General features: G+C 61.4%; 13 protein-coding genes, 1 tRNA gene and 2 rRNA genes (1 of these 16 only partly in view). 10 read left to right on the top strand and 6 right to left on the bottom strand.

What is annotated here, in order from left to right:
• Nucleotides 1–65 precede the first annotated feature (65 nt).
• Nucleotides 66–761 (bottom strand): TetR/AcrR family transcriptional regulator, encoded by a 696-nt coding sequence (locus NKH13_RS02815; RefSeq protein ID WP_352714071.1) that lies wholly within the window; start codon nucleotides 759–761, stop codon nucleotides 66–68.
• Between the two features lie 106 nt (nucleotides 762–867).
• Here NKH13_RS02815 and NKH13_RS02810 point away from each other — a divergent pair, with 106 nt between their 5' ends.
• From NKH13_RS02810 to NKH13_RS02800, 3 genes are read left to right on the top strand one after another with little or no spacing between them, the layout of a single operon-like run.
• A complete protein-coding gene (locus NKH13_RS02810) occupies nucleotides 868–2,064 on the top strand; it encodes a Tm-1-like ATP-binding domain-containing protein (RefSeq protein ID WP_352714073.1) in 1,197 nt (398 codons plus the stop codon).
• Nucleotides 2,065–2,075: 11 nt separating this feature from the next.
• Nucleotides 2,076–2,915 carry a phosphoenolpyruvate hydrolase family protein gene (locus tag NKH13_RS02805; RefSeq protein WP_352714075.1) on the top strand — a complete coding sequence of 280 codons (840 nt, stop codon included), beginning with the start codon at nucleotides 2,076–2,078 and terminating at the stop codon, nucleotides 2,913–2,915.
• Nucleotides 2,916–2,941: 26 nt separating this feature from the next.
• The gene (locus NKH13_RS02800; protein ID WP_352714076.1) at nucleotides 2,942–3,361 is read left to right on the top strand and encodes a cupin domain-containing protein; all 420 of its coding nucleotides are present in this window, start codon (nucleotides 2,942–2,944) and stop codon (nucleotides 3,359–3,361) included.
• An 11-nt stretch (nucleotides 3,362–3,372) separates the two neighbouring features.
• Here NKH13_RS02800 and NKH13_RS02795 read toward each other — a convergent pair whose 3' ends face one another.
• Entirely contained in the window at nucleotides 3,373–4,560 is a 1,188-nt protein-coding gene (locus tag NKH13_RS02795; protein ID WP_352714077.1) for a M24 family metallopeptidase, read from the bottom strand.
• Nucleotides 4,561–4,925: 365 nt separating this feature from the next.
• Between NKH13_RS02795 and NKH13_RS02790 the strand changes: the two genes are divergently transcribed.
• The 7 genes from NKH13_RS02790 to NKH13_RS02760 all read left to right on the top strand — a co-directional run bounded on the left by NKH13_RS02790 (nucleotide 4,926) and on the right by NKH13_RS02760 (nucleotide 12,652).
• Nucleotides 4,926–6,536 (top strand): ABC transporter substrate-binding protein, encoded by a 1,611-nt coding sequence (locus NKH13_RS02790; protein WP_352910506.1) that lies wholly within the window; start codon nucleotides 4,926–4,928, stop codon nucleotides 6,534–6,536.
• 292 nt (nucleotides 6,537–6,828) lie between these two features.
• Entirely contained in the window at nucleotides 6,829–7,815 is a 987-nt protein-coding gene (locus tag NKH13_RS02785; RefSeq protein WP_352910504.1) for an ABC transporter permease, read from the top strand.
• Nucleotides 7,812–8,642, top strand: coding sequence for an ABC transporter permease (locus tag NKH13_RS02780; protein WP_352910502.1), 831 nt, complete (start codon nucleotides 7,812–7,814; stop codon nucleotides 8,640–8,642). Before NKH13_RS02785 ends, NKH13_RS02780 begins: the two co-directional genes overlap by 4 nt.
• Nucleotides 8,639–9,442 (top strand): ABC transporter ATP-binding protein, encoded by an 804-nt coding sequence (locus NKH13_RS02775; RefSeq protein WP_352910499.1) that lies wholly within the window; start codon nucleotides 8,639–8,641, stop codon nucleotides 9,440–9,442. Before NKH13_RS02780 ends, NKH13_RS02775 begins: the two co-directional genes overlap by 4 nt.
• Nucleotides 9,439–10,230, top strand: coding sequence for an ATP-binding cassette domain-containing protein (locus NKH13_RS02770; RefSeq protein WP_352910497.1), 792 nt, complete (start codon nucleotides 9,439–9,441; stop codon nucleotides 10,228–10,230). The genes NKH13_RS02775 and NKH13_RS02770 overlap by 4 nt, the downstream gene beginning before the upstream one ends.
• The gene (locus NKH13_RS02765; RefSeq protein ID WP_352910496.1) at nucleotides 10,227–10,733 is read left to right on the top strand and encodes an L-2-amino-thiazoline-4-carboxylic acid hydrolase; all 507 of its coding nucleotides are present in this window, start codon (nucleotides 10,227–10,229) and stop codon (nucleotides 10,731–10,733) included. The genes NKH13_RS02770 and NKH13_RS02765 overlap by 4 nt, the downstream gene beginning before the upstream one ends.
• Before the next feature lie 1,034 nt (nucleotides 10,734–11,767).
• Entirely contained in the window at nucleotides 11,768–12,652 is an 885-nt protein-coding gene (locus NKH13_RS02760) for a Vgb family protein (RefSeq protein ID WP_352910494.1), read from the top strand.
• A 115-nt stretch (nucleotides 12,653–12,767) separates the two neighbouring features.
• Here NKH13_RS02760 and NKH13_RS02755 read toward each other — a convergent pair whose 3' ends face one another.
• The 4 genes from NKH13_RS02755 to NKH13_RS02740 all read right to left on the bottom strand — a co-directional run.
• Entirely contained in the window at nucleotides 12,768–13,016 is a 249-nt protein-coding gene (locus NKH13_RS02755) for a hypothetical protein (RefSeq protein WP_352910492.1), read from the bottom strand.
• 182 nt (nucleotides 13,017–13,198) lie between these two features.
• Nucleotides 13,199–13,275: transfer RNA gene (locus NKH13_RS02750), tRNA-Met, on the bottom strand.
• Nucleotides 13,276–13,405: 130 nt separating this feature from the next.
• Nucleotides 13,406–13,520 (bottom strand): 5S ribosomal RNA (gene rrf / locus NKH13_RS02745).
• A 76-nt stretch (nucleotides 13,521–13,596) separates the two neighbouring features.
• Nucleotides 13,597–15,568, bottom strand: a 23S ribosomal RNA gene (locus NKH13_RS02740) (it continues 827 nt past the right edge of the window).

Below are 15,568 nucleotides of genomic sequence, written 5' to 3'. Positions count from 1 at the left end.
TTGGGCCGCTGCATCGCTAGTAGTATGAATAGTCAGGTTGAAAATCTGGTCGAACCAGATTGGCGTTATCTAGCGGCCGACGTCGGCGCGATCCCATCTCCTTCAATCATCGATTCGGTCATAGCCGCGCGCACCAGAGCGCCGGCCGCCCATTGCGCAACCGACATCATACTGCGGCTATCCAATCCCCATATATCCTTCAATACGATCAGCATCTCAACACCGAAGATCAATGACAGCGCCTGCGCGAGCCGCTTGAATTCGCGCGGCGGCAACCGGCCTTTGAGTGGCGCGATCGCATCTTTCAAAAGATCGACGCGATGGCCGCGCGTGAAGGCAGGTTCGCCGTCAAGCGTGCCTGCCTGTCGCTGCGCCCACTGGTCGAGCGACAGTTTGAGCGCCGCCTTGAACGTCGCTTCGAAGACCTCGATGCGCGGCATGGCGGTCTCGAACAGCTCGGCGACCCGGCGCTCGGGATCGGCAGAGCTCGATTTCCAGGTAAGGATCGGCCCAAGCCCCTCATCGACCACCGCCTGCACCAGCGCCGCCTGGCTCGGAAAATACCGATAGGCGGTGGCGCGGGAGACTTCCGCTGCCTCCGCCACCTCGCTGACGGAGGGCGTGGCGCCCGCCTGCATCAGCTTTGTCGCCGTCTCCAGCATGAGACGCCTGGTGCGCGCGCGGGCCCCGCGCTCTACCCGCGGGTTCGGCCCTTGGCCGGCGTCGTCGTTCACTGTCGCTTGTTGACGTGAGACATCCATGTCAATACGATACGCGCGTCTCAAAAAATTGCAATGGCCCTTCGCCCGTCGAACGGCCGGGCAAAGGGGCGGCAGCGCCGAGCACGCCCAAGACCGGGGAAACGCGATGAAGCGCATCTATGTGGTGGGCACCGCCGACACCAAGGGTGAGGAACTCGCATTTCTGTCCGATGCGGTCGCGGCTACCGGCGCTTCGATTGTCCGCGTCGACATCGGAACACGCGGCGCGACCGTGCCGGTCGATGTTTCGGCAGGCGAGGTCGCCAGCCACCATCCCGAGGGTCGCGGTGCCGTGCTCGGCATCGACGATCGCGGCACCGCGGTGGCGGCGATGACCACCGCCTTTGCCCGGTTTGTTCAATCGCGCGGCGATATTGCCGGGATTATCGGCATCGGCGGCGGCGGCGGCACCTCGATCATCACTGCAGGCATGCGCACGCTGCCGCTCGGTCTGCCCAAGATCATGGTTTCGACCTTGGCCTCCGGCGACACCGCGCCTTACGTCGACGTCTCCGACATCGTCATGATGCCGTCGGTGACCGACATGGCCGGCCTCAACCGGCTTTCGCGTGTCGTGCTGCACAATGCCGCCCAGGCGATATCAGGCATGGCGGCAAAGCCGGCGCCGCCGGCCGACGGCAGACCCTCGATCGGCCTGACCATGTTCGGCGTCACCACGCCATGCGTGACCGCGATCGCCGATGAGCTTCGTTCCACCTATGACTGCATGGTCTTTCATGCCACCGGAACCGGCGGCCGCACCATGGAAAAATTGGCCGACAGCGGCCTGTTGTCCGGCGTCATCGACATCACAACGACCGAAGTCTGCGACTTGCTGTTTGGCGGCGTGCTGCCGGCGACCGAAGATCGATTTGGTGCCATCGCCCGCACCGGGCTGCCTTATGTCGGCTCGGTCGGCGCGCTCGACATGGTCAATTTCTGGGCGCCGCCGACAATTCCGGAACGCTATCGCGGCCGGCTGTTCTATGAGCACAATCCAAACGTCACACTGATGCGCACCACTGCCGACGAAAGCAGAACGATCGGCGAATGGATCGGTACAAGGCTGAGCCTCTGCCAGGGTCCGGTCCGTTTCCTCATTCCGGAGAAAGGCGTGTCGGCGCTCGACATCGAAGGCGGCGCCTTCTTCGACCCTGAAGCCGATGCAGCTTTGTTCGAGGCGATCGAGCGTACCATCAAACCCGCCAAAACGCGGAGCGTGCTGCGCCTGCCGCTGCACATCAACGACCCCGAATTCGCCTGGGCTGCCACAACGGCCTTCCTCGACATCGCCAGACAGTGAGACACCAAGACATGACCGCCATACCGCGCAAGAAAATCCTGGAGAAATTCCGTAAGATGATCGCGGACGGCGTTCCGATCGTCGGCGGCGGTGCCGGCACCGGCCTGTCGGCCAAGGCAGAGGAAGCCGGCGGCATCGACCTGATCATCATCTACAATTCCGGCCGCTACCGCATGGCCGGGCGCGGCTCGGCCGCCGGCCTGCTCGCCTATGGCAACGCCAACGAGATCGTCAAGGAAATGGCCTACGAAGTGCTGCCGGTAGTGAAGAAGACGCCGGTGCTGGCCGGCGTCAACGGCACCGATCCCTTCGTCATCATGCCGCTGCTTTTGGCCGAGTTGAAGACGATGGGCTTTTCCGGCGTGCAGAACTTTCCGACCATCGGACTGTTCGACGGCCAGATGCGGCAGAGTTTTGAAGAAACCGGCATGGGCTTCGGGCTCGAGGTCGACATGATTGCCGAAGCGCACAAACTCGACCTGTTGACCACGCCCTATGTCTTCAACCCCGATGAGGCGCGCGCCATGACAAAAGCCGGCGCCGACATCGTCGTCGCCCATATGGGGGTGACCACCGGCGGCTCGATCGGCGCGACATCGGCTAAATCGCTGGACGACTGTGTCAGCGAGATCGACGCCATCGCCAAAGCGGCACGCTCAGTGCGCGAGGATATAATCCTGCTTTGCCATGGCGGGCCGATCTCGATGCCGGACGACGCCAGATATATTCTGGAGCGCTGCAAGGGCCTGCACGGGTTCTATGGCGCCAGTTCGATGGAGCGGCTGCCGGCGGAAGCCTCGATCGCCAGGCAGACGGCGGATTTCAAGGCCGTCACGTTCGGCGCTGCGTAGAGACCAGCAAAAAGAAGGGTGGGACGATGACCGACAACAGCAAGGTATTCGTATACCCAAAAGATGTCAGCGCCTTCGGCTTCGACTGGGGCAGGCTGTCGCTGACGGTCGCTCCCGAAGTGAACGGCGCAAAGCGATTTTCCGGTGGTGTCGTCGACCTGCCGTCAGGCAAGGGCCATACGCGTCATAACCATCCGGGTGCCGAGGAGATCATCTTTGTCATCTCAGGCAATGGCGAGCAGATGGTTGAAGACGAGAAGGGCAACCCGGTCGTCGAGAAGGTCGGCCCCGGCTGCACCATCTATGTGCCGGAAAGCCGCTTCCATTCGACGCTCAATACCGGCGACGGGCCGATGCAGCTTTTCGTCGTTTACTCGCCGGCCGGGCCGGAGCTGGCCTTGCGGGAGTTGCCGGATTTCGGGTTGATCCCGCCGGGCGGGAAGTGAGATAGAAGCGCCTAACCCCCGCCCCTGTTCCAGCTCCTGCCCCGATCGCCGAACATGACGTAACCGGCATCGATCACCGCCACCGTATCCTCCAGCTTGATGAAGCCGCGCGTCGGGTGGAGCATGGTCGTCTCAACCGAAAGCACCATGTTTTTCTCCAGCGGCTTTGCGGCATAGGTGCCTTCATAGGTCACCGGATGGTTGGTCATCAGGAACGGCGCTTCATGCGTGATCAGCCCCATGCCATGCGCGAAGAAATCAGTGTAGGCCGCAACCTTGGATTTCTTCAGCACGCCTTCGGCATGAGAAATCATGTCACCGCCCAGCGTGCCCGCCTTGACCTTGGAGAAGGCCGCCTGCTGCACTGTCTCGATCTCGGCTAGTAGATCCTCGAGTTCGGCGTCAGGCTCACCCAGCACGCCCATGCGGCAGAGGTCGCCGATATAGCCGTGGTAGTTGCCGCCGGAGTCGATCGACATCACCTCGCCCTTCTTCCACGCCTGCGGCGAGGCGGCACGGTTGTGACTGGAGCCTAGCGTCAGCAGGCAATATTCGAAATGCGCGCCGCGATTGGTTTCCTCGCGCCTAAGCTGTTCGATGATCTCGCTCTTCGTCGTGCCTTCGCGTGCCCAGCCAATGGTCGCCAGCATAGAATCGGTGATCAGCTCGGAGGCGATGCGCAGCTTCTCCAGCTCCGCCTCGGTTTTGATTGCCCGCATGCGCTCCAGCATATCAGTCGCGTCGATCAGCTTGGCATCCGGCAGCGCCTTGCGGATCAGCATATAGGCGTCGGACGGCAAGAAGGCGGGCTCGATGCCGATGCGGGCATTGTCTTTGCCGATCTTTCGCAAATGCTCGACCGCCAGATTGGCGGCATCGAGCGTACCCCAGCAGGCGGCATGCAGTGTCGGCGTCCAGAACGGATGGTTCTGGTGCTCGCCGCCCTCCATGCGGTTGCCGATATAGGCGGCATGCTCCGGCCCGCCTTTCTCATAGACGACGACAGGCAGATAACGGCTGTGGCCGATTGCATCCATGGCGGCGAAGAAGATGAACTTGTAGCCGCCAAGCAGATATTGCGTGTTGTGCTTGGAGGTGGCGAGCAGCACGTCGATGCCGGCTTCCTCCATCAGCCCGTCCACCCTGGCCTGGTCGAACGGCACGCTGCCGACGGCATTCTTGCCTGGGGCAATGTTCATGTCTCTCTCCCTGAAATCCCTTAGCCGGCCGCTCGCCGGCACCGGCTTTTCCGGCTCTGATCCTCGGCTATGCTTAAATCTGCATCATTTTGCCCGATCTGGTCCAGCCAGAACGGGCGAACCAGCCCCAAAAGCTGCTCCACCTGCTGCACTTTACTCCAGTCTGGTCTTGCCAGAACCGCGCATCGAACCGTTTCTGTATAACTGGTCCAGCGGACGGAAATTTCAAAGCCACGTGGGGATGCGCCAATTCCGTCTCTGGCGAAACCCCGGACAAGGCCCATAATCAGCTTTGCAGGATGCTTACGAGCGTCCGAGGGGTACGGCGGACCCGGCCGGGTCCGCGGAGAGGACGGAGTTCGATCATGCCAGAGTTCACCATTTCCAGACGTACGATGCTGGCCGGTTCGGCATTGCTGCTGGCCTCTACCGCCATGCCGACGATCGGCTCGGCGCAGACGCCGAGAAAGGGCGGACGACTGGTTGTCGCCGCTGATTCCGAGCCGCGCAATCTCAATCCGGCGATTGTCGCCTCGAACGGCGTCTTCTTCATTTCGAGCAAGATCGTGGAAACCTTGGCCGAGGCCTCCTTCGGCGGCAAGGACGGGCTCGAGCCACGGCTGGCGCTCAGCTGGGAAGGTGCCGCCGACGGCCTGTCGGTGACGTTCAAACTGCGCGAGGGCGTCAAATGGCATGACGGCAAGCCCTTCACCTCAGCCGATGTCGCCTTCTCGGCGCTGCAGGTCTGGAAGCCGCTGCAGAATCTCGGCCGCACCGTGTTCAAGGATCTGGAGGCAGTCGACACGCCGGACGAAGTCACCGCCGTGTTCAAATTCGCCAAGCCGACCCCGTTCCAGCTGATCCGCAACGCCTTGCCGGCGCTGAGCAGCGTGGTGCCCAAGCACATCTACGAGACCGGAAAGATCGAGGACAACCCGGCCAACAACGCCCCGGTCGGCACCGGACCGTTCAAATTTGCCGAATACAAGCCCGGCGAATATTACCGGCTGGAGAAGAACACCGACTATTGGGGCAAGGACGAGCCCTATCTCGACGAGATCATCTATCAGGTGCTGCCGGACCGCACGTCGGCGGCCAGCGCCCTGGAAGCCGAAGAGATCCAGCTCGCCGCCTTCTCCGCCGTGCCCCTGGCCGATCTCGACCGCATCTCCAAAGTGCCCGGTCTCAAGGTGATCACCAAGGGTTATGAAGGGCTGACCTATCAGCTCGTCGTCGAGATCAATCATCGCCGCAAGGAGCTGGCCGACCTGAAAGTACGCCAGGCGATCGCTCACGCCATCGACAAGGATTTCGTCGTCAAGACGGTATTCCTTGGCTATGCCGCGACCGCCACTGGCCCGGTGCCGAAAAACGACCCGCAGTTCTACACCGCCGACGTGCCGACCTACGCCTTCGACGTCGCCAAGGCCAACGCCTTGCTTGACGAGGCCGGCTACAGCCGAGGCGATGACGGCAAGCGCTTTTCGCTGAAACTGCTGCCGGCGCCCTATTTCAACGAGACCAAGCAGTTCGGCGACTATCTGCGCCAGGCGCTCGCCGCCATCGGCATCGACGCCCAGCTGGTCAACAACGACTCGGCCGCGCATATCAAGGCTGTTTACACCGACCACGCCTTCGACCTTGCGGTCGGGCCGCCGGTGTTCCGCGGCGATCCGGCGATCTCGACCACCATCCTGGTGCAGAGCGGCATTCCCGACGGCGTGCCCTTCTCCAACCAGGGTGGCTACAAGAACGTCGATCTCGACGCCCTGATCGCCAAGGCATCGGAGACGCTCGACACCGCCGCCCGCACCGAACTCTACAAGGAGTTCCAAAGAAAAGTCGCCGCCGACCTGCCACTGATCAACGTCGCCGAATGGAGCTTCATCAGCGTCGCACGTGACACGGTCAAGAACATCGCCAACAACCCGCGCTGGGCGGTATCGAACTGGGCGGACACCTGGCTGGAGGGGTAAGCTGCGGGTAGATTGAGATTGACCTTCGCCAATAGGTGAAGTTGGTAATGTCCGTGCTCGACGATACCCCCCTCTGTCCTGCCGGACATCTCCCCCTCAAGGGGGGAGATTGGTTTGCTTTGACGCTGGCCCTTCCGTCAACGATGTTTGCGATTGGCGCCACGGCGAGTGACTACCGATCTCCCCCCTTGAGGGGGAGATGCCAAGTTGTGGCAAAGAGGGCAGGACAGAGGGAGGTGCTCAGGCGCGGCATTTCTCTTGATCGGCGCATCGCCAAGCACCCGGCGCCGCCATGAGCCGCGCTCTCATCCTCCTTCGCCGCCGTCTCGTCGGCAGCATCTTCGTGCTGCTGATTGTCGTCATCGGCACCTTCCTGTTGCTCGAAGCCGCTCCCGGCGACGCGGTCGATGCCTATATCGTGTCGACCGGCGGCGACGCCGGCATGATCGAACTGCTGCGCCATCGCTGGGGCCTCGACCAATCCGAGCTGACGCGACTGGCCAACTACCTCTGGGCGCTGCTGCATCTCGATCTCGGCCAATCGGTCACCTTTTCGCGGCCGATCCGCGATATCATGCTCGAGCGCCTGCCCAACACGCTGCTGTTGATGGGCAGCGCCACCGCGCTCTCCTTCGGTCTCGGCTCGGTGCTCGGCATCTATGCCGGCGCCAGGCCCGGCAGCTTTCGCGACCGCTTCCTGTCCGTAGGTTCGCTGGCGCTCTATGCCGTGCCGGGTTTCTGGCTGGGGCTTGTGTTGATCGTCGTCTTTGCCGTCGACCTGCGCTGGTTGCCGATCGGCGGCATCGAGAGTATCGCCTCGGCCAGGACCGGCCTCGATCGCGCCGCCGATATCGCCCGCCACCTCGTCCTGCCGGTTTCGGCGCTCGGCTTCATTTATCTCGCGCTCTATCTGCGCATGATGCGCGCCGGTATGGCCGAGGTGTGGCGACAGGATTTTGTGCTGGCCGCCCGCGCCAGGGGACTTTCCCGTCGCCGCATCGTGCTCGCTCACATCGCCCGTAACGCGCTGTTGCCGCTGGTCACCATGCTCGGCCTGCAGTCCGCGCAAATGCTGGGCGGCAGCGTCGTCATCGAAAGCGTCTTTTCCGTGCCAGGCCTTGGCCGGCTGGCGCAGGAAGCGGTGGCCGCGCGCGACACGCCGTTGCTGCTCGGCATCATTCTCGTCAGCGCCGTTCTGGTCGTCATCATCAACCTTCTCGTCGACATCGCCTACGCCTTCCTCGATCCGCGCGTCGGGGCCAGTGAGGCCGGCGCGTGAGCCCGCTTCGCCGCTTTCTCCGGACCCCGGAAGCAGTCGCCGGGGCGGTCATTCTGGTGGCGCTGTTCGCCGTGGCGCTCGCCGCGCCCTTGCTCTTTCCCGGCGATCCGCAGGCGATTGCCGGGCCGGCATTGCTGCCGCCATTCCAGGACTGGTCGCTGCCACTGGGCACCGACCGCCTCGGCCGTGACGTACTTGCCGAGCTTTTCCACGGCGCCCGCACCTCGCTGGCGGTCGGGCTGGCAACAGCCGCCGCCGCCCTTGCCGTGGGCGCCGTGATCGGCACGGTGGCCGGCTTTGCCGGCGGCCTTGTCGACGAGGTGCTGATGCGCATCACCGACGCTTTCCAGACCGTCCCAGCCTTCCTGCTGGCTTTGGCTTTCGTCAGCATCGTCGGGCCGTCGCTCGGCGTCGTCGTCGCGGCGATCGCACTGGGCGCCTGGACCGGACCGGCACGCGTGGCGCGGGCCGAAGTGCTGTCGATCCGCGAGCGCGATTTTGTTGCCGGCGCCCGCGTCATCGGCATGCATCCGCTGGAGATCGCCTTTCGCGAGGTGCTGCCCAACGCATTGCCGCCGGTATTGGCTTTGTCGTCGGTGATCGTCGCCGCGGCGATTCTCACCGAAGCGGCATTGTCCTTTCTCGGCCTCGGCGACCCCAACCGCGTTACCTGGGGCGGCATGATCGCCGAAGGCCGCGCCGTGCTGCGCACCGCGCCCTTCCTGTCGATCATTCCGGGCGTAGCGCTCGTGCTAACCGTGCTCGGCGTCTATCTCGCCGGCGAAGGCGTCGTCGAGACCACGGCGATGAGGAGGAGCCTGTCGTGACGGCGCTTGCTTCGATCCGCAATCTGACGGTGACCTATCGCCGCGACGGCGCCGAGGTGGCGACGCTGAAGAATGTCGGCTTCGACATCACGGCCGGCGAGCGCTTTGCCATCATCGGTGAAAGCGGTTCGGGCAAGAGCACGCTGGCGCTGGCCATTGCCGGGCTGCTGCCGGCCACCGCCAGGATCGAAGGCCGCATCGATTGGCTCTTGCGTCAACCTGCAAGTCTTCGCGACCATGCTCCAATCGGCGGCCGTGACGTCGGCTTCATCTTCCAGGATCCATCCGCCAGCCTCGACCCGGTGATGCCAATCGGCATGCAGATCGCTGAGGTCGCCTACACGCATCTCGGCCTCGGCTGGTCGCAATCCTACGCCAGGGCGAAAACCCTGCTCGAACGCGTCCGTCTGCCCGATCCCGATGCCGCCCTGAGGGCCTACCCACATAAGCTCTCCGGCGGCCAGAAGCAGCGCGTGGCGATCGCCGCCGCGATTGCGGCCGGGCCGAAACTGCTGATCGCCGACGAGGCGACCAGCGCGCTGGACACCATCGTGCAGGCCGAGATCGTCGGGTTGATCCGGCGACTAGTGTCCGAGGACGGCATGACGCTGCTGTTCGTCAGCCACGACATCGCGCTGGCCGCCGAGCTTGCAGAGCGCATCGCGGTGTTCCGGCACGGCGAGCTGCTCGAGCTCGGTTCGACCGCCCAAATCGTCAGTGCGCCGCGTCACGCATACACAAGGGCGCTGCTCGACGCCAATCTCGGCCTAGACGCCGAGCCGCTGCTGCAGCGAACATGACCAGTCCTCTGCTGGCCGTTTCCGGCCTGACCAAACGATACGGTCGCGGCGGCAAGACCATCGCCGCGGTCGACGACGTTTCCTTCCACATCGAACCCGGCGAGACGCTGGCGCTGGCCGGACCTTCCGGCAGCGGCAAGTCGACGATAGCTCGGCTCATACTGCGGCTCATCGAAGCCGACGCTGGCCAGGTCGAATTTGAAGGCAGCGACCTCCTGTCGCTGAACGGCGCTGCCTTGCGCGACCGGCGCGCTCGTCTGCAGATGGTGTTTCAGGATCCGCTCGCCGCCTTGAACCCGCGCGCCACGGTGGCGCGTGTGCTCGACGACCCCTTGCGCATTCATCATATCGCCTCTCGTGCCGAGCGCCCGCGCCGTATTGCAGCTCTGCTGGAACGCGTCGGCCTCAGCACCGGTCTCGCCGGCCGCGCCATTCACGAAATCTCCGGCGGTCAGCGCCAGCGCGTTGCAATCGCCCGCGCCATCGCCACGAAACCGTCGCTGGTCGTGCTCGACGAGGCCGTGTCGGCGCTCGACGTTTCGGTGCGCGCGCAGATCCTGCGGCTGCTGCTCGACCTTCAACGCGAGGAGCGCATCGCCTATCTGTTCATTTCGCACGATCTCGGTGTCGTCCGTGCCATCGCCCACCGCATCGCCATTCTGGACGCCGGGCGGATTGCCGAGAGCGGCGATGCCCGCACCGTCATCGACGCGCCGCAATCCGCGGTCGGCAAGGCGCTGGTGGCGGCAGCGCCGAGACTGTCAAGGATCGAACAGGACGCATCATGACCCACGCCGAAGCCCGAGCCGAAAAACTGTCGCGCGAACTCGATTCCGCCTTCCGCAACCGCGCCGATCTCTATCGTCTGTTGCTCGACGAGCTAACCGCGGAAGTTGGCGCGGAAAGGGCTGAGGCGATCATGATCCGCACCATCGATCGGCGCGGCAAGGAGGTTGCGGCGGCGGCCTTCGCCGATTTCGGTCCGAACGACGCGCCGGCAATCGGCGAGGCGTTCCTCGCCGTCAGCCCGGATGGCGGCCGCATCTATCCGACCGACGTCGAACGCGGTCCGGACCGCATCGCCTTCAAGGTCAGGCGCTGTCCGCTGAAGGACGCTTGGGTCGAAGCCGGCGTCGGCAACGAGAAGCTCGCCACGCTCTGCCGCATCGCCGGCGCCTTCGACCGTGGCCTGTTCGAGGCCACCGGAGTGCGCTTCGACAACGTCACCTGGACGCCGGGCCACGGTTCCGGTTGCTGCCACATCGCCTTGACCAACCGGGATGCCGGCTAGAGCCGCATCCATGCAGCACATTCAGGTGTCGGCGAGATTGTGGAATTCCGTCCCCGCGCGCGCTGCTCCGGTGTTTGGCAGCACGCCCCAAAACAAAAACCCCGGCGCCGTAGGGCTACCGGGGTTCGATATCAAAACGAAAACGGCCCGCACAAGGCGGGCCGTTTTCGTATTTGGTTGCGGGGACAGGATTTGAACCCGTGACCTTCAGGTTATGAGTCGGACAGCCAATTACTTAAGTAATTGAAATTTAAATCAAAAGATCGGTAGTCATAATATTTGTGCGAAGATTTGTGCGAGTTTGTGCGCCTGATTCGTGGCCAACGCACGTTTTCTTATACCATGTAACCACTTGATTCCTAAAGAAGTTTACAAGTCCCCTCCTCCCGCCGTTCGGAAGTCTCCCGAATTCTTCACCGCCTGCTTCGTCTGGAGCCACCGCTCGCTCTCAAAAGGAAGGGATGAGCGGTGGCGAGAAGAAGCAAGGAGGGCCTGCCTTTGGTAAGCCCGTTAAGCCGGGCTGAAAGCACGGTAGCGATCGGCGCCATGATCCTCATCGGGAACTGCGCGGCTGAAGAGATACCGACAAGAAATGCTGAGCTTCTCTCTCGCGTACTTCTTACACTCATTTCAGCAGCGGCGATGTCGGTACGTGTACTATGAACCAGCCGCCGAGTGGCCTGGCTAAGGGCGTGCGACGTATGCTCATTTCCAAGAAGGAGCGTCTTTCCAAACCGAAAGAGTTCGAAACTCCTGGCGCCTGAGAGCTGGATGCTGTCGGATCCCTCCGCAAGGCCTCGGAGCGTTTCGGCTTCCGGTGCTGCCGTCCAAAGTATATGATCTAGCTAGCCGGCCGCACCAAGCGAAAGACGCTTGAACACAACCATCGTAGCCGTGATGCCAGGGGGGCTTGCGGTTGGCCGCCACTTGGAATGACCAGAGCCAGTACGGCGAGGTGGAATTCCCCTGATGGAGGGGCAAATGGGAATCCAAACAGCAACATACGCAATCGCTTTTTCGATAGCAGCTTCGGCTTGGGCAACTCCGGCAGCTCCCGAAAAACCCCTGAGGTGCTCATAGAAGCGACAATAGAGCGTGGCAGCGATTTCTTAGCCTTCGGTTTTGACTCTCTCTGGATGATGAGTGGCCGTAAGCTTGTTCGGATCAATCCAGACGACAACTCTGTTGCCGACATTCCCATTGAGGGGGCTGTCGGCAGTTACCGCGGGATTTCCGTCGGCGAGGGCGCCGTCTGGGTGCCGGATGTCGGCAGCAAGACAATCTACAAGGTAGACCCGCACGCAAACAAAATCGTCCTGCAAATACCGTCCCTCCTATTCGACAGCGAAGGTAGCATCGGAGTCGGTGAAGGTGCCGTATGGGCCGTCACCGGTAGCAATGGCCAGATCCTGGCTCGCTATGATGCTCAGACTGGGAACGAGGTCGCGAAGGTACCGCTGCCATCTGCCAGCTCCGGCGTAGTCGCAGACTTCGGGTCCGTCTGGGTTACAGGAACTGCGAACAGTGAATTGTACCGTGTCGATCCGAAAACGAATCAGATCGTTACGACAACTGCTCTCAACCCAGAGCCGCGGTTCCTGACGTCCGGCGAAGGATCGATCTGGGTCCTCAATCAGGGCGACGGAACCGTCCAGCGGATCGATGGCAAAACCGGTGAGCTTCTCGCCACCATCGAGGCTGACGCCGCCGGAAAGGGCGGAGATATAGCAGCCGGAGGCGGCTTTGTCTGGGTATCAACGATACTCGTCCCGGTCATTCGCATTGACCCGAATACGAACTCGTTCAGTGGCAAGTTCAAGCGCCCATTCGGAGTGTACCTAGGCGACGGTATCCGTTATGGAGATGGTTCGCTATGGATCTCCGGCAACTCGATCTTCCGCATCAAGCCGCCGGAATAGTTCGTTGCCGCGTGGCTCTTGAGCTTTTGGCGCGAACTCGATTCTGTCCGTTATTGGCGGATAACCGATGGGGTTTCAACACTATCGACCCCTTCCGGACCTTCCGCTTTAGAAATCAAACTCCTTCAGGAGGAGCGAAAAAGCAGTTCACGTCTTCCTCCGTGGTGATCCGGTGGTGGTCGCCGGGGTAGAGAGTTACCACGAAGCCGTTCGGTCGAGTCTTCACTGCAGCGTAAGGAATTCTTTGGCGGTCTCCATCCTCAGGATCGCCCTTGCAGCACGCAAAAGGATAGGTCCATCGGTTGGCGGCCTCGTGTGCGTCTGCAAAATCAGGATGGATCGACGAGAAGAGAGCTGTATCCATGCAGCACATTCGGGTGCCGGCGAGGACGTGAAACTCCGTCCCGCCCGCGGTGCTCTCCGGTGTTTGGCAGCACGCCCCAAAACAAAAACCCGGCGCCGTAGGGCTACCGGGGTTCGATGCATTTTGTGCAGGGGTGGTATCAAAACGAAAACGGCCCGCACAAGGCGGGCCGTTTTCGTTTTTGGTTGCGGGGACAGGATTTGAACCTGTGACCTTCAGGTTATGAGCCTGACGAGCTACCGGGCTGCTCCACCCCGCGTCAACCCTAAAGGTAAGCCTTGGCTCACCGAATTCAAGCTTCCGCCAAATGAAAGGGCCGCTTGCGCGGCCCGGAGTCCCGTTGGCGGGCCTGTTCGTAAGGAGAAGATTAAACAACGTGCGCTTGGCAGACCTGGCAGCGACCTACTCTCCCGCGTCTTGAGACGAAGTACCATCAGCGCTGGAGCGTTTCACGGCCGAGTTCGGAATGGGATCGGGTGCAGCCGCTCCGCCATAACCACCAGGTCGGCAAAACGCACGTTGCTCGAGAAGCTGCTTTCGGTGCCATCCATCGTGTTCACGATGGGCATTAGGAATGAGAACGATCAAGCCGATCGAACTATTAGTACCGGTAAGCTTCAAGCGTTGCCGCTCTTCCACACCCGGCCTATCAACGTGGTCGTCTTCCACGGTTCTCAGGGAATACTCGTTTTAAGGTGGGTTTCCCGCTTAGATGCCTTCAGCGGTTATCCCGTCCGGATATAGCTACCCTGCTATGCGGCTGGCGCCACAACAGGTCCACCAGAGATCCGTCCATCCCGGTCCTCTCGTACTAGGGACAGATCCTTTCAATATTCCTACACCCACGGCAGATAGGGACCGAACTGTCTCACGACGTTCTGAACCCAACTCACGTACCGCTTTAAATGGCGAACAGCCATACCCTTGGGACCTGCTCCAGCCCCAGGATGCGATGAGTCGACATCGAGGTGCCAAACAACCCCGTCGATATGGACTCTTGGGGGTCATCAGCCTGTTATCCCCGGCGTACCTTTTATCCGTTGAGCGATGGCCCTTCCACGCGGGACCACCGGATCACTATGACCGACTTTCGTCTCTGCTCGACTTGTCAGTCTCGCAGTCAGGCAGGCTTATGCCATTGCACTCAGCGAACGATTTCCGACCGTTCTGAGCCCACCATCGCGCGCCTCCGTTACTCTTTAGGAGGCGACCGCCCCAGTCAAACTACCCACCATACATTGTCCCGGACCCGGATAACGGGCCGCGGTTAGACATCCATAGTGATAAGGGTGGTATTTCAAGGGTGGCTCCACCTGAGCTGGCGCCCAGGTTTCAAAGCCTACCACCTATCCTACACATGCCACTACGAATGCCAATGTAAAGCTATAGTAAAGGTGCACGGGGTCTTTCCGTCTAACCGCAGGAACCCCGCATCTTCACGGGGAATTCAATTTCACTGAGTCTATGCTGGAGACAGCGGGGAAGTCGTTACGCCATTCGTGCAGGTCGGAACTTACCCGACAAGGAATTTCGCTACCTTAGGACCGTTATAGTTACGGCCGCCGTTTACTGGGGCTTCGATTCAGAGCTTGCACCCCTCCTCTTAACCTTCCAGCACCGGGCAGGCGTCAGACCCTATACGTCGTCTTGCGACTTCGCAGAGCCCTGTGTTTTTGATAAACAGTCGCTACCCCCTGGTCTGTGCCACCCTCCCATGCTTGCGCATGAAAGGGTCACGCTTCTTCCGAAGTTACGCGTGCAATTTGCCGAGTTCCTTCAGCATAGTTCTCTCAAGCGCCTTGGTATACTCTACCAGTCCACCAGTGTCGGTTTCGGGTACGGTCTATAAGGAGGAGCTATTTCCTGGAACCACGCAGCAGCCCTTTCAATCCGATAAGATTGGACTACCTCAATGATCCGTCACTTCCTCCAGGCCCACGAATATTAACGTGGTTCCCATCGTCTACGCATTTCTGCCTCGACTTAGGGGCCGGCTAACCCTGCTCAGATTAGCTTTAAGCAGGAACCCTTGGACTTTCGGCGGGGGAGTCTCTCACTCCCCTTACGTTACTCATGTCAGCATTCGCACTTCTGATACCTCCACCACCCCTCACGGGTATGGCTTCATCAGCTTACAGAACGCTCCGCTACCGCTTGCATTGCTGCAAACCCTAAGCTTCGGTGTATGGCTTTAGCCCCGTTACATTTTCGGCGCAAAGACCCTTATTTAGACCAGTGAGCTGTTACGCTTTCTTTAAATGATGGCTGCTTCTAAGCCAACATCCTGGTTGTTTTGGGATCCTCACATCCTTTCCCACTTAGCCATAACTTGGGGACCTTAGCTGTAGGTCAGGGTTGTTTCCCTTTTCACGACGGACGTTAGCACCCGCCGTGTGTCTGCCGACTATTACTCCCAGGTATTCGGAGTTTGGTTAGGTTTGGTAATCCGGTGAGGACCCCTAGCCCATCCAGTGCTCTACCCCCTGGGGTATTCGGTCGACGCTCTACCTAAATAGATTTCGCGGAGAACCAGCTATTTCCGAGTTTGATTG

It is taken from the genome of Mesorhizobium sp. M1348 (genome assembly GCF_040317925.1).
In the GTDB taxonomy this organism is placed as follows: domain Bacteria; phylum Pseudomonadota; class Alphaproteobacteria; order Rhizobiales; family Rhizobiaceae; genus Mesorhizobium.
The sequence above is the reverse complement of the archived record's forward strand: the minus strand, read 5'-3'. Positions and strand labels throughout refer to the sequence as shown.